Origin of the sequence: Caballeronia sp. EK, assembly GCF_014384845.1 — a bacterium.
GTDB classification, from domain to species: Bacteria; Pseudomonadota; Gammaproteobacteria; order Burkholderiales; family Burkholderiaceae; genus Caballeronia; species Caballeronia jiangsuensis.
This window is the reverse complement of record NZ_JACSUE010000001.1, coordinates 1,029,961-1,046,376: the sequence shown is the minus strand read 5'-3', so window position 1 is coordinate 1,046,376 and position 16,416 is coordinate 1,029,961. Positions and strand designations below refer to the sequence as shown.

The 16,416-nt window shown below is 62.1% G+C and carries 5 protein-coding genes; all 5 read right to left on the bottom strand.

All coding sequences use genetic code 11. The annotated features are described in order from the left end of the window. Window positions 1–13,137: non-ribosomal peptide synthetase (locus IAG25_RS04355; protein ID WP_187603678.1), on the bottom strand; the 13,137-nt coding region annotated here is incomplete at its 3' end. An 85-nt stretch (window positions 13,138–13,222) separates the two neighbouring features. After that, window positions 13,223–14,119, bottom strand: coding sequence for a cupin-like domain-containing protein (locus IAG25_RS04350; RefSeq protein WP_187603677.1), 897 nt, complete (start codon window positions 14,117–14,119; stop codon window positions 13,223–13,225). Between the two features lie 10 nt (window positions 14,120–14,129). Next, entirely contained in the window at window positions 14,130–14,327 is a 198-nt protein-coding gene (locus tag IAG25_RS04345; protein WP_187603676.1) for an MbtH family protein, read from the bottom strand. A 220-nt stretch (window positions 14,328–14,547) separates the two neighbouring features. After that, the gene (locus IAG25_RS04340; protein ID WP_187603675.1) at window positions 14,548–16,182 is read right to left on the bottom strand and encodes a cyclic peptide export ABC transporter; all 1,635 of its coding nucleotides are present in this window, start codon (window positions 16,180–16,182) and stop codon (window positions 14,548–14,550) included. Window positions 16,183–16,202: 20 nt separating this feature from the next. Continuing rightward, window positions 16,203–16,406: an MbtH family protein gene (locus IAG25_RS04335; protein WP_187603674.1), complete on the bottom strand. Its 204-nt coding sequence runs from the start codon at window positions 16,404–16,406 to the stop codon at window positions 16,203–16,205. Between the last annotated feature and the right edge of the window lie 10 nt (window positions 16,407–16,416).

Genomic DNA, 16,416 nt, shown 5'->3' with positions numbered 1-16,416 from the left:
TGCGGCGGTGTAGCAGGCGCCGAGTTCACGTACCAGCACGCCGGTGGACCAGCCATCGGAGACGATGTGATGCATGGTGAACAGCAGGACGTGTTCGTCTTCTTCAAGGCGCAGCAGTCGAGCGCGCAGCAACGGGCCGCGTTGAAGATCGAAGGGACGACGTGCTTCGTCCTGTGCCAGTCGCTGGACATCGGCGGCTTGAGCGTCGATGAGTGGCAGTGCAAGTTCCAGTGCCGGAGCGATGTGCTGCACGGCTTGACCGTCGTGTTGAGCAAACGAAGTGCGCAGGCTTTCGTGACGGGCGACGAGCGCATTCAGCGCGGCATGGAACGCGCGAACATCGAGTGCGCCATGCAGACGCAAGGCGATCGGGATGTGATAGGTGGACTGTCCGGGATTCAACTGTTCGAGGAACCAGAGGCGTTCCTGTGCGAAGGACAGTGGCACATGTGCCGGACGCGGACCCGCCTGCAAAGGCGGCAACGTGCCAGCGGACGGTCCGTTGAGCGACAGCGCCTCGGCAAGCGATGCAACGCTGGGCGCATCGAACAGAGTGCGCAAGGGCAATTCGATCGAAAGCGCTTCACGCAGACGCGACACAAGCTGCGTTGCGAGCAGCGAATGACCACCGAGCGAGAAGAAGTTATCGAAGACGCTGACGCGTTCAAGACCGAGCACGCTGGCATAGCACTCCGCGAGCGAATGTTCGATCGACGTGCGCGGCGCGACATAAGCAGCAAGGTCTTGCCACTGCGGATCAGGCAATGCACGGCGATCGAGCTTGCCATTGGGCGTCAGAGGCAGCGCATCGAGCACGACGAAGGCCGACGGCACCATATAGTCGGGCAGACGCGAATCGAGATGTTCACGCAAGGCGTTCGTATCGATCTCTGAAACCAGCGTGACATATGCGACGAGTTGCTGATCATGCGTCTTTTCATGGCGGGCACGCGCGATAACCACCGCCTCGCGCACAGCCGGATGACTGGCGATCTGCGCCTCGATCTCACCCAGTTCGATACGGAAGCCACGAATCTTGACCTGATGATCATTGCGACCAAGGAATTCGATATTGCCATCGGCGCGATAACGTGCGAGGTCGCCCGTGCGATACATACGCGCGCCGGGAACGAACGGATCATCGAGGAAACGTTCGGCGGTAAGCTCAGGACGATTGAGGTAACCCCGCGACACACCCGCTCCACCGATATAAAGCTCGCCCACCGCACCCGGCGGCATCAAGCGACGCTGTGCATCGAGCAGATAGATACGTGCGTTCGCAATCGGCTTGCCGATGACAGGCTGCATCTGTTCGATCGTGATCTCGGTCAGAGCGGCATCGACGGTGCATTCGGTCGGACCATAGACGTTGAACGCGCGGATCTGATCGGCCTCTGCGAGCTGATTCCATGTCTGTTGCGAGAGTGCTTCACCGCCCACCAGCAAGGTCAGCTCGGATCGCCGCTGTTCAAGCAGACCAGTGGTGAGCAACACGTCGAGCTGGGTGGGTGTGCAATCGAGCACATCGACGTCGCGCGCATCGAGAAATTCGATCAACGCCGCGCCATCGGTGCGCACATCCGCGGGGATCAAAATCAGTCGATGACCAGCGAGCAAGGACGTGAGGCTCTTCAGCGAGGAGTCGAATGCGATGCTTGCATTCAGACTGACGCCGGAGTTCGGAGCGCAATGCGCGAACACCGTCGATTGCAACGCGCGATGGAGATACGCGACATTGCGATGCTCGACCATCACGCCCTTGGGCTTGCCTGTTGAACCGGACGTGTAGATTACGTAAGCAAGGTGATGCGAGGCGACGTCCGTTTGCGGATCGTCTTGCGACAACGAGCCGTCGAGCGATGCAGCGGGATCGAGCGCGGTGAGCGTGCCGATATTGCCCAGCGCTTCACGTCCGGCGGCATCGGCGAGCAGCAGGCGAGGCGTGGCATCGGTGAGAATATGACTCAGACGTTCGCCCGGATACGCCGGATCGAGCGGCACGTATGCGCCACCAGCTTTAAGTATCGCCATCAACGCGACGATCATGCCGATGCCGCGCTCCATGCACAGCGCGACGCGATCTTCAGGACGCACACCCATCGCAATCAGGTGATGCGCAAGCTGGTTTGCACGTGCATTGAGTTGCGCGTAGGTCAGCGATTCATCTTCAAATACGAGCGCGATCGCATCGGGCGTGCGTCGAACCTGTTGCTCGAAGAGTTGATGAATGCACAGATGTTCGGGATAGGCAGCAGCCGTGTCGTTCCAGCTTTCGAGCAATGCGTGCTCTTCGGGCAATACCAGTTCGAGCGCATGCAGCGGCGCATCGGGTTGATCGAGCGCTTGTTGAAGCAATCGCGTGAAGCGTTCACCCAGCCGTGCGATGGTGACTTCATCGAACAGATCGGTGGCGTAGCTGAGCGTGCCTGCGAAACTGTTTTGCGAATGCGTCAGACTCAGCGTGAGATCGAACTTGGCGCCGGCTTCGGCCCCGGGCAGCAAGGTCAGCGTGAGGCCGGGCAAGGCGAGCGCTTCCATCGGCGCGTTCTGCAACACGAACATGACCTGAAACAGCGGCGTACGACTGGTGTCGCGAACCGGCGCGAGCGCTTCGACCAGCTTCTCGAAAGGCAAATCCTGATGCGCATACGCGGCCAGCGTCGTGTCGCGCACCTGTGCGAGCAGATCGCGCAACGAGGGCGAGCCTGACAGATCGGCACGCAGCACCAGCGTATTGACGAACAGGCCGATAAGCGGCTCGATCTGCGCATGTGTACGATTGGCAATAGGCGAGCCCACCGCCACTTCAGATTGCCCCGACAAGCGCGCGAGCAGCGTCTGGAACATGGCGAGCAGCAACATAAAGGGCGTGACGCCTTCACGTTGAGCCAGCGCATGCAGGCGCTCGGAGAGCTCCGCGTTCAGCGCAAAGGGCAGCGTCGCGCCGCGTCCGCTGATCTGCGCAGGACGTGGACGGTCCGTGGGCAGATCGAGCGGCGCGAGTTCGGCGAGTTGATTGCGCCAGTATTGAGTCTGTCGATCGAGTTCGGCGCCGGCGAGCCAGTCGCGTTGCCACAGCGTGTAGTCGGCGTATTGTACGGCAAGAGGCGGAAGCGCGAGCGGTTCATTACGCAGTGCCGCGGTATAGCAGGCGCCGAGTTCACGCACCAGCACGCCGGTGGACCAGCCATCGGAGACGATGTGATGCATGGTGAAGAGCAGAACGTGTTCGTCCGGCGCGAGGCGCAGCAGTTGAGCGCGCAGCAACGGACCGCGCTGAAGATCGAAGGGACGACGCGCTTCGTCCTGTGCGAGACGCTGGACATCGGTGGCTTGGGCGTCGATGAGCGGCAGCGCAAGTTCCAGTGTCGGAGCGATGTGCTGCACGGCCTGACCGTCGTGTTGGGCGAAGGATGTGCGCAGGCTTTCATGACGCGCAACAAGCGCATTCAAAGCGGCATGGAACGCACGAACATCGAGTGAGCCGTGCAGACGCAAGGCGATCGGGATGTGATACGTGGACTGTCCAGGGTTCAACTGTTCGAGGAACCACAGACGTTCCTGTGCGAAGGACAGCGGCACATGTGCCGGACGTGGACCTGCCTGCAAAGGCGGCAACGTGCCAGTAGATGGTCCGCTGAGCGAAAGCGCCTCGGCAAGCGATGCAACGCTCGGCGCATCGAACAGGGTGCGCAAGGGCAATTCGATCGAAAGCGCTTCACGCAGACGAGAAACGAGTTGCGTTGCGAGCAGCGAATGACCCCCGAGCGAGAAGAAGTTATCGAAGACACTGACGCGTTCGAGACCAAGCACGCTGGCGAAGCACTCCGCGAGCGAATGTTCGATCGACGTGCGCGGCGCGACATAAGCGGTGAGGTCTTGCCACTGCGGATCGGGCAGCGCGCGACGATCGAGCTTGCCATTGGGCGTCAGAGGCAGCGCATCGAGCACGACGAAGGCCGATGGCACCATGTAGTCGGGCAGACGCGAATCGAGATGTTCACGCAAGGCGTTCGTATCGATCTCTGAAACCAGCGTGACATATGCGACGAGTTGCTGATCGTGCGTCTTTTCATGCCGCGCACGCGCGATGACCACCGCCTCACGCACAGCCGGATGACTGGCGATCTGCGCCTCGATCTCACCCAGCTCGATACGGAAGCCGCGAATCTTGACCTGATGATCGTTACGGCCAAGGAATTCAATATTGCCATCGGCGCGGTATCGCGCGAGGTCGCCCGTGCGATACATGCGCCCACCTGAAACGAACGGATCATCGAGGAAACGTTCGGCGGTAAGCTCAGGACGATTGAGGTAACCCCGCGACACACCCGCTCCGCCGACATACAACTCGCCCACCGCACCCGGCGGCATCAACTGACGTCGCTCATCGAGCAGATAGATGCGTGTATTGGCAATGGGCCGGCCGATCGGCACCAGATTCGTTTCTTCAGCAAGGCATCGATACGCCGTCGCCCACACAGTCGCTTCGGTCGGACCGTACTCGTTATAGAGCAGCACTGGCCGGGGCAGTGTCGAGCTTTGCCGCGCGAGATTCGGCGGACACGCTTCACCCGCGACGATGATCTCGCGAAGCTTATGCTCGCCGCTCGACGACATGCTGTCGAGAATGGCCTGACCGAGCGACGGGACGCATAACACGCGCGTAATGTCTCGATTGCGCACGAGTCTGATGATTGCGTTCGGATCTCTTGCAGTGTCGATATCGACGAGAGCGAGGCAACCTCCGTTCGTGAGCGTCCCGAAGAGACCGGCGACGGAGCTGTCGAAGGCGAGGGAAGAAAGCAGCAGGAAGCGCTCGTTGGCGGCGTACTTGTAGAACTGATGGCGGGCGAAGGTGGATGCGACCAGCGTCCGGTGCTCGATCGCGACGCCCTTGGGTTTGCCTGTTGAACCGGACGTGTAGATCACGTACGCAAGATGATGCGAGGCGACGTCCGTTTGCGGATCGTCTTGCGACAACGAGCCGTCGAGCGATGCAGCGGGATCGAGCGCGGTGAGCGTGCCGATATCGCCCAGTGCTTCACGTCCGGCGGTGTCGGCGAGCAGCAGTCGGGGCGTGGCATCGGTGAGGATATGACTGAGACGTTCGCCCGGATACGCCGGATCGAGCGGCACATACGCGCCACCAGCTTTAAGTATCGCCATCAACGCGACGATCATGCCGATACCACGCTCCATGCACAGCGCCACGCGATCTTCAGGACGCACACCCAGCGCGATCAGATGATGCGCAAGCCGGTTCGCACGCGCATTGAGCTGCGCGTAGGTCAGCGATTCATCTTCGAAGACGAGTGCGGTCGCATCGGGCGTACGTCGAACCTGCTGCTCGAAGAGCTGATGAATGCACAGATGTTCGGGATAAACCGCAGCGGTATCGTTCCAGCTTTCAAGCAGCGCGTGCTCTTCAGGCAACACGAGTTCGAGCGCATGCAGCGGCGCATCGGACTGATCGAGCGCTTGTTGAAGCAGTCGCGTGAACCGTTCACCCAGCCGTGCAATGGTGACTTCATCGAACAGATCGGTCGCGTAACTGAGCGTGCCTACGAAACTGTCTTGCGTATGCATCAGACTCAGCGTGAGATCGAACTTGGCGCCCGCTTCGGCTCCGGGCAGCAAGGTCAGCGTGAGTCCAGGCAAGGCAAGCGCTTCCATCGGCGCGTTCTGCAACACGAACATGACCTGAAAGAGCGGCGTGCGACTGGTATCGCGTACCGGCGCGAGTGCTTCGACCAGCTTCTCGAAGGGCAAATCCTGATGCGCATACGCGGCCAGCGTCGTGTCGCGGACTTGCGCAAGCAGATCACGCAAGGAGGGCGAGCCGGAGAGATCGGCACGCAGCACCAGCGTATTGACGAACAGGCCGATAAGCGGCTCGATCTGCGCATGCGTGCGATTGGCAATAGGCGAGCCCACCGCCACTTCAGATTGCCCCGACAAGCGCGCGAGCAGCGTCTGGAACACGGCGAGCAGCAACATAAAGGGCGTGACGCCTTCACGTTGAGCGAGCGCATGCAGCCGTTCGGAGAGTTCGGCGTTCAGCGCAAAGGGCAGCGTCGCACCGCGTCCGCTGATCTGCGCAGGACGTGGGCGGTCGGTAGGCAGATCGAGCGGCGCGAGTTCGGCGAGTTGATTGCGCCAGTATTGAGTCTGTCGATCGAGTTCGGCACCGGCGAGCCAGTCGCGTTGCCACAGCGTGTAGTCGGCGTATTGCACGGCTAGAGGCGGCAGCGCGAGTGGTTCTTTGCGCAGTGCGGCGGTGTAGCAGGCGCCGAGTTCACGTACCAGCACGCCGGTGGACCAGCCATCGGAGACGATGTGATGCATGGTGAACAGCAGAACGTGTTCATCGTCTTCGAGGCGCAGCAGTTGAGCGCGCAGCAACGGGCCGCGCTGAAGATCGAAGGGACGACGCGCTTCGTCTTGTGCCAGACGCTGGACATCGGCGGCTTGGGCATCGATGAGCGGCAATGCAAGTTCCAGTGTCGGAGCGATGTGCTGCACGGCCTGACCGTCGTGTTGAGCAAACGAAGTGCGCAGACTTTCGTGACGGGCGACGAGCGCATTCAGCGCGGCATGGAACGCACGAACATCGAGTGAGCCGTGCAGACGCAAGGCGATCGGGATGTGATACGTCGACTGTCCGGGGTTCAACTGTTCGAGGAACCAAAGGCGTTCCTGTGCGAAGGACAGTGGCACATGCGCCGGGCGCGCAAGTGCCTGCAAAGGCGGCAATGTGCCAGCGGACGGTTCGTCGAGCGACAGCGCCTCGGCAAGCGAAGCAACGCTGGGTGCATCGAACAGCGTGCGCAAGGGCAATTCGATCGAAAGCGCTTCACGCAGACGAGAAACGAGTTGCGTCGCAAGCAGCGAATGACCCCCGAGCGAGAAGAAGTTATCGAAGACGCTGACGCGTTCGAGACCGAGCACGCTGGCGAAGCACTCCGCGAGCGAATGTTCGATCGACGTGCGCGGCGCGACATAAGCGGCGAGGTCTTGCCACTGCGGATCAGGCAATGCGCGACGATCGAGCTTGCCGTTGGGCGTCAGTGGCAGTGTGTCGAGCACGACGAAGGCCGATGGCACCATATAGTCGGGCAAACGCGAATCGAGATGTTCACGCAGCGCGCTCGTATCGATCTCCGAAACCAGCGTGACATAAGCGACAAGCTGCTGATCCTGCGAATCCTGTTGTCGGGCACGCGCGATAACCACCGCTTCACGCACCGCCGGATGACTGGCGATCTGCGCCTCGATCTCACCCAGTTCGATACGGAAGCCACGAATCTTGACCTGATGATCGTTACGGCCGAAGAACTCAAGACTGCCATCGCTCAGATAGCGTCCGAGATCACCGGTCCGATAAAGCCGCCCGCCCGAAACGAACGGATCATCGATAAAGCGCTCGGCAGTAAGCTCCGGACGATTCAGATAACCCCGCGCCACGCCCGCGCCACCGACATACAACTCGCCCACCGCACCGACAGGCGCGAGCCGGCCTTGCGCATCGAACAGATAGATCGTCAGATCGGGAATACGCACGCCAATCGGGCTGCTGCTGACCGCACAGTCATCGCGAGTCAGCGGCCGGTACGTCACGTGCACGGTCGTCTCGGTAATGCCGTACATGTTGATCAGACGCGGCTTCTGGTCCGAATGCCGCGCGTACCACGGTTCGAGCATCGACGGATTCAGCGCCTCGCCGCCGAAGATCACATAGCGCAACGCATCGGGCGCATCGTTCGTTTCCTGCGCCTGCATGAGCGCGCGGAACGCGCTGGGCGTCTGATTCAGAACGGTCACGCCCTCGCGCTGAAGCAGGCCAAGGAAGTCGGGTGCGAAGCGCGCCACATGCTGCGGCACGATCACGAGTTTGCCGCCGTAGCGCAGCGCGCCCCACAACTCCCAGACCGAAAAATCGAAGGCGAACGAGTGGAACAGGCACCAGACATCGCGTTCGTCGAAGCCGAACCAGTCCTGCGTGGCGTCGAAGAGACGCACGATCTGCGCATGCTCGACCATCACGCCCTTGGGCTTGCCCGTGGAGCCCGAGGTGTAGATCACATAGGCGAGATGAGGAGGCGCGACCGGCGTTTGCGGATCATCCTGGGGCAGTGTGTCATCGAGCGATGCATCGGGATCGAGCACGGTCAGCGCGCCGGTATCGCCGAGCGCTTCACGGCCGGCCGCATCGGCGAGAAGGAGCCGGGGCGTGGAGTCGGTGAGGATATGGCTCAGACGTTCGCCCGAATAAGCCGGGTCGAGCGGCACATATGCGCCGCCCGCCTTCAGTATCGCCAGCAGCGCGACGATCATGCCGATGCCACGCTCCACGCACAACGCCACGCGATCTTCCGGACATACGCCCAACGCGATCAGACGATGTGCAAGCTGATTGGCACGCGCATTGAGTTGCCCATAGGTCAGCGACGCGTCTTCGAAGACGAGCGCGATGGCATCGGGCGTGCGTCGAACCTGTTGCTCGAAAAGCTGATGGATGCAGTAACCCGCCGGATACGTTGCGCCCGTGTCGTTCCACGTATGGACGAGCAGGTTGCGCACGGCGGGCGGCAACACGTCGAGCTGGTTCACCGGCGTATCGGGCGCCTGTTCGAGCGCCTGCGCAAGGCTCGAAAGCGCCTGCTCCATATACCCGCACAACTGCTCGGGCGACAGCGGCGAGACGGTCTGCGCGGTGAGTTCGAGGCTGTCGCCGTTATCGTCGATCGAAAGCGTCAGCGGATAGTTGGTGCGCTCCTCCGCGCCGAGCAGTTCGATGCCGTCGAAGGCCTCGCGCTCATCCGCCGATGCCTGATTGTGGCGATAGTTGAGCAACGCGCTGAAGAGCGGCGCGGGAGCCGCGACGCCACTGCATCGCTGCGCGAGCGCGAGCGGCGCATGCTGATGCTGCAACAACGCCGCGAGACGCTCATGCGTGCGGCGCGCGCTATCGGCGACCGATGCATCGTTCACGTCGAGGCGAATCGGCAGCGTGTTGATCAAAAGGCCGAGCGCCTGATCGACACCCGCCTGCATGCGTCCGAGCAGCACGGTGCCGAACACGATGCGTCCGTCCGAATCGAGCGCGCTGCCCGCACTGAGCACGCGCGCCCAGGCGAGATGGCACAGGCTCGCAAGACTCACGCCGATGCCTTTGGCCTGAGCGCGCAGACGCGTATCGAGCGACGCCGGCAGCGTCGCGTGTGCTTCGGCGACGGCCGAGCCGTCATGATGAACGTCGGTGAGGCCGAAGGGCAGCGTGGGTTCGCTCACATCGGCGAGCATGTCGTGGAAGAAGGCTTCATGCGCGTCCTGAGCCGCACCGAGCCGCGCCTGCGCGACCAGATCGCGGAACGGCTGAGCCGCGCCGAGCGATTGCCCACGGCCGTTGAGGATCGCGCCGATTTCCGCATGCATCACTTCCAGCGTCGCATGATCGCCGATCAGGTGATGCCAGTTCAATTGCACGAGCCAGCGCCCGCTTCCCGTTTCGGGGGCAAGCGCGATCCGCAGTAACGGAGCCTGCGTGAGATCGAGGCGTTGCGTGCGGGCATCGAAGTGTCGTGCAAGCTGTTCTGCCGCGTCGCCCTGCGTGATTGCGATTTCGGTAATGGACACGGACGCCTTGCGCCAGACCACTTGCGCGGGCGTGCTGAGTCCATCGTGGATGAACGCGGTACGCAGAATGTCGTGCCGCTCGACGACCTGTTGAAGCGCATCGAGCCACGCATCGAGACGGGCGCGGCTGTCGAAGGCGAGGCGCGCCGTTTGCAGATACGGATCGCCTTCGGTGGTCAGCATGTGATGGAACAGGATGCCGTCCTGAAGCGGGGCGAGCGCGTAGATATCCTGAACATTTTCAAGGCCGCCGGGAACCTGTTCGACGATGCGATCGATATCCGTCTGCGTCAGCGTGATGAGCGGCAGCATCGACGGCGTGATCGCGGTGCAGCCGGGCGTTATCGCGTTGGCTGGCACGACGATCTCGGGCTTCGGCGCGGCATGTTCGAGCGAAGCCGCGAGCGCGCTGAGCACGGGCGTGGCGAACAGATCGCGCACGCTGGCATGCAGGCCGATGCGCCGCAGCCGCTCGATGAGCGTCACCGCAAGCAGCGAGTGGCCGCCGAGTGCGAAGAAGTTGTCGTGACGGCCTACACGCTCCAGACCAAGCGATTCGGCCCACAGATCGGCGAGTGCGATTTCGGTTCGGCCCTGCGGTGCTTCGAACGGGCGCAGCGCGAACGCATCGGCTTGCGGATCGGGCAGCGAGCGGCGATCGAGCTTGCCGCTGGGCGTGAGCGGCAGCGCGTCGAGCGTGACGAAGGCCGAAGGCACCATGTAGTCGGGCAGACGCGAGGCCAGATGCTCACGCAGCGCGCTGGCGTCGGTCCCGGAAAAGAGCGTGACATAGGCGACGAGCTGCTGATCCTGCGAACCCTGATGCCGCGCCCGAGCGATGACCACCGCTTCACGCACCGAAGGATGCGCGAGGATTTGCGTTTCGATCTCGCCGGGTTCGATACGAAAGCCGCGAATCTTGATCTGATGATCGTTGCGGCCGAGGAACTCGATATTGCCGTCGAGCTGATAGCGCGCGAGATCGCCGGTGCGGTAGATGCGTGCGCCCGGAACGAAGGGATCGTCGAGGAAACGCTCGGCGGTGAGTTCGGGCCGGTTCAGATAGCCGCGCGCCACGCCCGCGCCGCCGATATAAAGTTCGCCCACCGCGCCGGGAGGCACCGCGCGCCGCAGGGCATCGAGAACATAGGTGCGCGTATTGGCGAGCGGTTTGCCGATGACGGGTCGCGCCTGTTCGGTCGTGATCTCCGCGACGGTCGCATCGACCGTGCATTCGGTCGGGCCATAGACGTTGAAGGCGCGTATCTGTTCGGCTCGTGCGAGACGGTTCCAGGTTTGCGGCGTGAGCGGCTCGCCGCCCACGAGCACCGTCAGCGGCGACTTGCGTTGTTCGAGCAGCCCCGCGGAGAAGAGGGAATCGAGCTGCGTCGGCGTGCAGTCGAATACGTCGATGCGGGCCGTATCGAGAAACTCGATCAGGGCCATCGCGTCGGTGCGCACGTCGGCGGGAACGATGACGAGCCGGTGTCCACCAAGCAGCGCGGTGAGATTTTGCACGGAGGCATCGAAGGCGATGCTGGCGTTCAGCGTCACGCCCGAGTGCGGGGCGCAATGCGCGAAGACCGTCGAATGCAGCGCGTAATGCAGATTCACGACATGGCGATGCTCGACCATCACGCCCTTCGGCTTGCCGGTCGAGCCGGACGTATAGATCGCGTAGGCGAGATGATGCGAGGCGAGCCCGGGCACGAGCGGATCGCCTTGCGGGAGTGCATCGTCGAGCGACGCGTCGGGATCGAGAACGGCAAGCGCGCCGGTATCGCCCAGCGCCTTGCGTCCGGCGTCATCGGCGATCAGCAGCACGGGCGCCGTATCGCCGAGAATGTAGCTCAGGCGCTCGCCCGGATACGCCGGATCGAGCGGTATATAGCCGCCGCCGGACTTGAGTATCCCGAAGAGCGCGACGATCGCGCCGATGCCGCGCGCCATGCACAGCGCCACGCGGTCTTCCGGACGCACGCCCGCCGCGATCAGCCGATGCGCGAGGCGATTCGCGCGCGCATTGAGTTGCGCGAACGTGAGCGACTCGCCGTCGCATTCGAGCGCAATGGCATCGGGCGAGCGTCGAGCCTGATCTTCGAGAAGCTGATGAATACACAGATGCTCGGGATAAGGCGCGGCCGTGTCGTTCCACAACTGGAGCCACGCCTTTCTCTCGGGCAGAAGGAGCTCGAAGGAATGCAGCGGCGCATCGGGCTGCTCCAGCGCGTTTTCGAGCAGACGCGTGATGCGTCTTGCATGGGCATCCACGTCTTCGTACGAATAGAGCGACGGGTTGCCGTCGAACATCAGTTCGATACCGAGTTCGTCGCCCTCGTCGTGGATGATCAGCGCGAGGTCGTCGGGCGTTCCGTAGAAAGAGCGATTCGATCCGATGCGGCAGCCGGCGAACTCCAGCGCAAGGCTGTAGTCCGGCATGATGTTGACCGTGGGGCCGAAGAGCGGCCTGTCGGATTCGATGCGTCCCACATCGCGCCGTATGTCTTTCACACGATAGCGTTGATGACGCAGGATGCGCCGGCTCTGCCGCGAGACGTCGCCGAGCAGATCGATGATCGACGTATCCGCGCCGAGCGTCGCGCGCAACGGCAATGCATTGGACATCATGCCGGGCACGTTTCTCGCCCGCCGGCCCACCCGCGCCGTGACCGGAAAGCCGAGCACCACTTCGGGTTGTCCGCTCAGACGCGCGACATACGCGGCCATGACCGCCGTGACAAACTGCGGCCACGTCGCGCCGTGGCGTTCGGCGACTTGCCGGAGACGCTGCGTCGTTTCGGATGACAAACGCATCTGCGCGATCGCCTGTGTGGCGACGTCCGCCGGAATCGGCTCGTGCGCCATGCATTCGGCGAGAATCACCGGCTCGGGGCAGTCCGCCAGATATTCGCGCCAGAATTGCTGGTCGCTCTCGAACGCATTCGACGCGCGGTACGCGTTATCGTCGTCGATCAGTTCGGTGAGTTGCCCCCACGCGCATGGCGCGGGCTCGCGTCCTTCGACCAGCGCCGAATAAACCGCCGCGAGGCGTTGCGTGAAAAGGAAGAACGAAAAGCCGTCGAACGCGATGTGATGTATCCGCTGGAACAGGAAAAACCGCGTAGGACCTGCCTGGAAGAGCTGGCCGTCGAACAGCGGATACCGGTCGAGATCGATGGCGCTGGCGAGCGCAGCCTGCACTTCCCGATCGATCGCTTCGACAGGATCGGGCGCATCGCTGACATCGACGACCCGAAGCGCGAAATCTTCCATCTCGTCCGGCAGCACCTGATGCGGCATGCCATCCGTGACGACAATGCGCACCTGCATCGCCTGCGCTTCGCCGACCGTCCGGCGCAGCGCCGCGTGAAGCGCTTCGACGTCGAGCGGTCCGATGATCTCCGTCAGCTGCGCGAGATTGAAGCGCGGGTCGCGCAAATCGAGTTGCTGTCGAAAGAAGATGCCCGATTGAGCGGGGGCGAGAGGAAGGCTGAGCATGGCATCAATCCGTAAATGAGAGCACGCGGGTGCTCCGGAAACCGATGTTCGAAAACATCGTTACGCGAGTTCTGGACGAAACACTTCAGGGATTCACGATTCGGGTAAGCGAGCCCAGCGCGACGAAGGCTCTCATGCGAAGCGCCAGCATGAGACTGCCCTGTGCCCGGATCACGTCTTTCACGGCCGGATCGCTGAGCGAGCCGAGCCGGTTGAACGGCGTGCGAAAGCAATGCGCCAGCGTGATGCCGAATCCGGTATCGGCGGGATCAACGCCATGCCACCAAAACGGCGGGATATAGAGAACGTCGCCGGGTTCGAGCGTCGCTTCGAATTTGGTCAGCGATGCATCCTCGGGAAAGAAGCGCGCCCGTTCATCCATGTGATGCAGGTTGGATTTGATCGGCACGGCGTATGCATGCCAGTCTTCCTTCGAGAGCCTGAACATCGAGACGCGCTTTCTGCCGATGATCTGCGTCGTCAGCGTCTCGTCCGTCGTGTGGTAATGCCATTCGGTCGAGGCATTCCGATAGATGAAGAGACGGTCGCGCGCATAAGCGCGTGGCGGCAAATCCCGGTTCGCGCTCAAAAAATCGTAGCTTCCGAGGTCGGCCTTCCATTCCTGCGGAATCGGCAAGGCGCGAATGGCGAAGGTGTCGTCCGGCCCCGCATTGCGCAGACACGCGATCGCTTCATCGAGACCATACTTCGGGAGGTTTTGATACCAGACGCCCGCCGGGCTGGCGTTGAACGTATCCGACACGCCCACCTGGCGGTTCGCCAGCGCTTCGAGATAGCCGGGCGTGCCCCATTTCCTGAAAGCGGGCCAATTCGTGACAGCGTGTCTGATCACGACGGGTTGCTGTGCGCATACATGGTCGCGCCAGAACCTTTCGTGGTCGATCGCCTGATTGTCGATGGCCGCAAGCTGTACAGCCCGGCCCGGAACGAGATCGATAACTTTCACGACGCGCTTCGTCATTTTCCACTCCTCATATCGTGGTTCGGTCGGACCGCGGGTCGGTCCAGTGCGCATCGATGTAGTCCAGGCATTGCTTTCGTGAACTAATCGTATGCTCCACTTCCCAGCCGGCAGGAACGTCGAGATGAGCGGGCCAGAGCGAGCGCTGCCGCGATTCGTTGATGAGGACACAGAACGTGCCCTCATCGTCGTCGAATGGGTTGTCCATGCTGTTGCTCCCTTGTTCGTGCTTCGGGTTGCAACGAAATATAGGCGCCGGGAGTTAGCAATGAATTAGAAGTCGCGCAGGGAATCCGGCCATGCCGGACGCGGCGCGCCCCAGACCGATGAGCGTCTTGCGCCAGTGATGAGGAATGCCTCGCTATTACATATCGGCTTCGATTCCGGATCAAGAGGAATTGAACGTCATCGCGCGTGTCACGAACCGTTCATGTAGCGGCGGGCGTCGTCATCACGCGCTGGACTTTGCCTTCTTCCATCCAGACGACCTTGTCGGCGGCGTTGAACCAGCGATCGTCGTGACTGACGGCGATGATCGTCTTGCCCGCCGCCTTCAGCCTCGGCAAAAGTTTCTCGTAGTAATAGCGACGGAACTGCGGGTCCTGATCGGCGGCCCATTCATCGAAGATCAGCACGGGCCGGCCTTCCGCGAGCGCGCTCACCATCGCGAGCCGCTTGCGCTGACCGCTCGACAGGTCCGTCGTGCTGAAGCGCCCGAGGTTGTAGTGAACCTTGTCGGACAGGTCCATTTCCCGAATCAGATCGGCCAGATCGTCGTGCGCGGCGTCGAGGCCATAGAGACGGTCGAACAGATGGAAGTCGGAGAAGATCACCGAAAAGAGCTGCCTGTAGGCTGTCGCGTTGGCATCGGTGACGGTCTTGTCATCCCAGCGCACTTCGCCCGCATCCTGCGCATACAACTGGGTGATCAGATTGAGCAGGGTCGATTTGCCGCTGCCGTTGCCGCCCGCGATGAACGTGATCTCTCCGGCCTTGATGAACAGATCGCACGGACCGACGTGAAAGCCCTGTTGGTCGCCCGGCGACTTGTAGGTGTAACTCACGCCGCGCAGCGCGATGCCGTGCGCCAGCACGGGCGCGGATGCGCCGGGGCCCGTTTCGGCCGCGCGTTTCGCCTGCTCCAGTTCGCGTTCGAGCGCGTGAAGCCGGTCGACCGCGAGATCGGCGCGGGAAACCGCTGGCAGCGCCTGAATCAGACTGGCGATGGCGCCGCCGGAAAACACGATGACGAGAATGATCTTCGCGGGCGTCGACGAATTGCTGATGTAGTACGGCGTCAGAAACACCATGCAGCCGAGCAGGCCGTAGAAGAACGCGTCGCTTAGAGTCTGTCCGCGATTGAAGCCGCGGCCGGAACTCACGCGCAAATCCTGCACGGCAAGCGCGCGTTGCACGATGTAATTGTCGAAGAGATCGGTGTCGCGGCGCGCATTCATCTTGATCTCGCGAAAGCCGCGCAACAGATGATCGAAGCTGGAACGAAACGCGCTTTCGAGTTCCGTCGCTTCCTTCGACAGCGCTTCCGCATGCGCATAACTGCTGCGATAAAAGAACGTCGCGACCCCGAGAAACAGCAGCGTGACCGCGAAAGCGATCAGCGAGAGGTAACCGATATACAGCGCCGACGACAACAGCTGCGTGACGAAATAGATCAGCACGATGACGGTCGGCGCGGCTTCCTCGATCGTCTGCAAGTCCCGGCCGATGGCGAAATCCACGCGCATCGCGCCGATGTTTTCATAGGCCTCCAGATCCAGCGAGCGCACCGCCCGCGCGATGTCCAGGCGCTTTTGCAAAATGAAGTTCGAGATCACGGCGGTGGTGGCGTTGAGCGCATAGTTCATCGCGAGAAGCAGCGCCACGCTCGCGATGATGAAGAACGCCATCAGATAGAGATTCGGCCCCTTCGACTGATCGTAATTCGCCACGGTCGTGACCAGCGCGATCACGCCGGACATCATCACCCCTGGCAATGTCGATGCCAGCAGCAAGGGCGTGCGATCGCGCCGGGCCTCGCCGAACAGCAGCTTGATGAATTTCATGGGTGCTCGTGGTCTCCATGCTACTGCGCTTCACGCCGCAGACTCGCCGGCCGTATGTCGGTCCAGTTTTCGTTGATGTAGTCGATGCATGCATGACGTGTCGCCACGCCGAACACGCGGTTCCATCCGGCGGGCACGGCCGCGAACGACGGCCACAGTGAATGCTGCCCTTCATCGTTGCACAGAACGAAAAACTCGCCGGTCTCGTCATCGAAAGGATTCATCTCGCTCTCC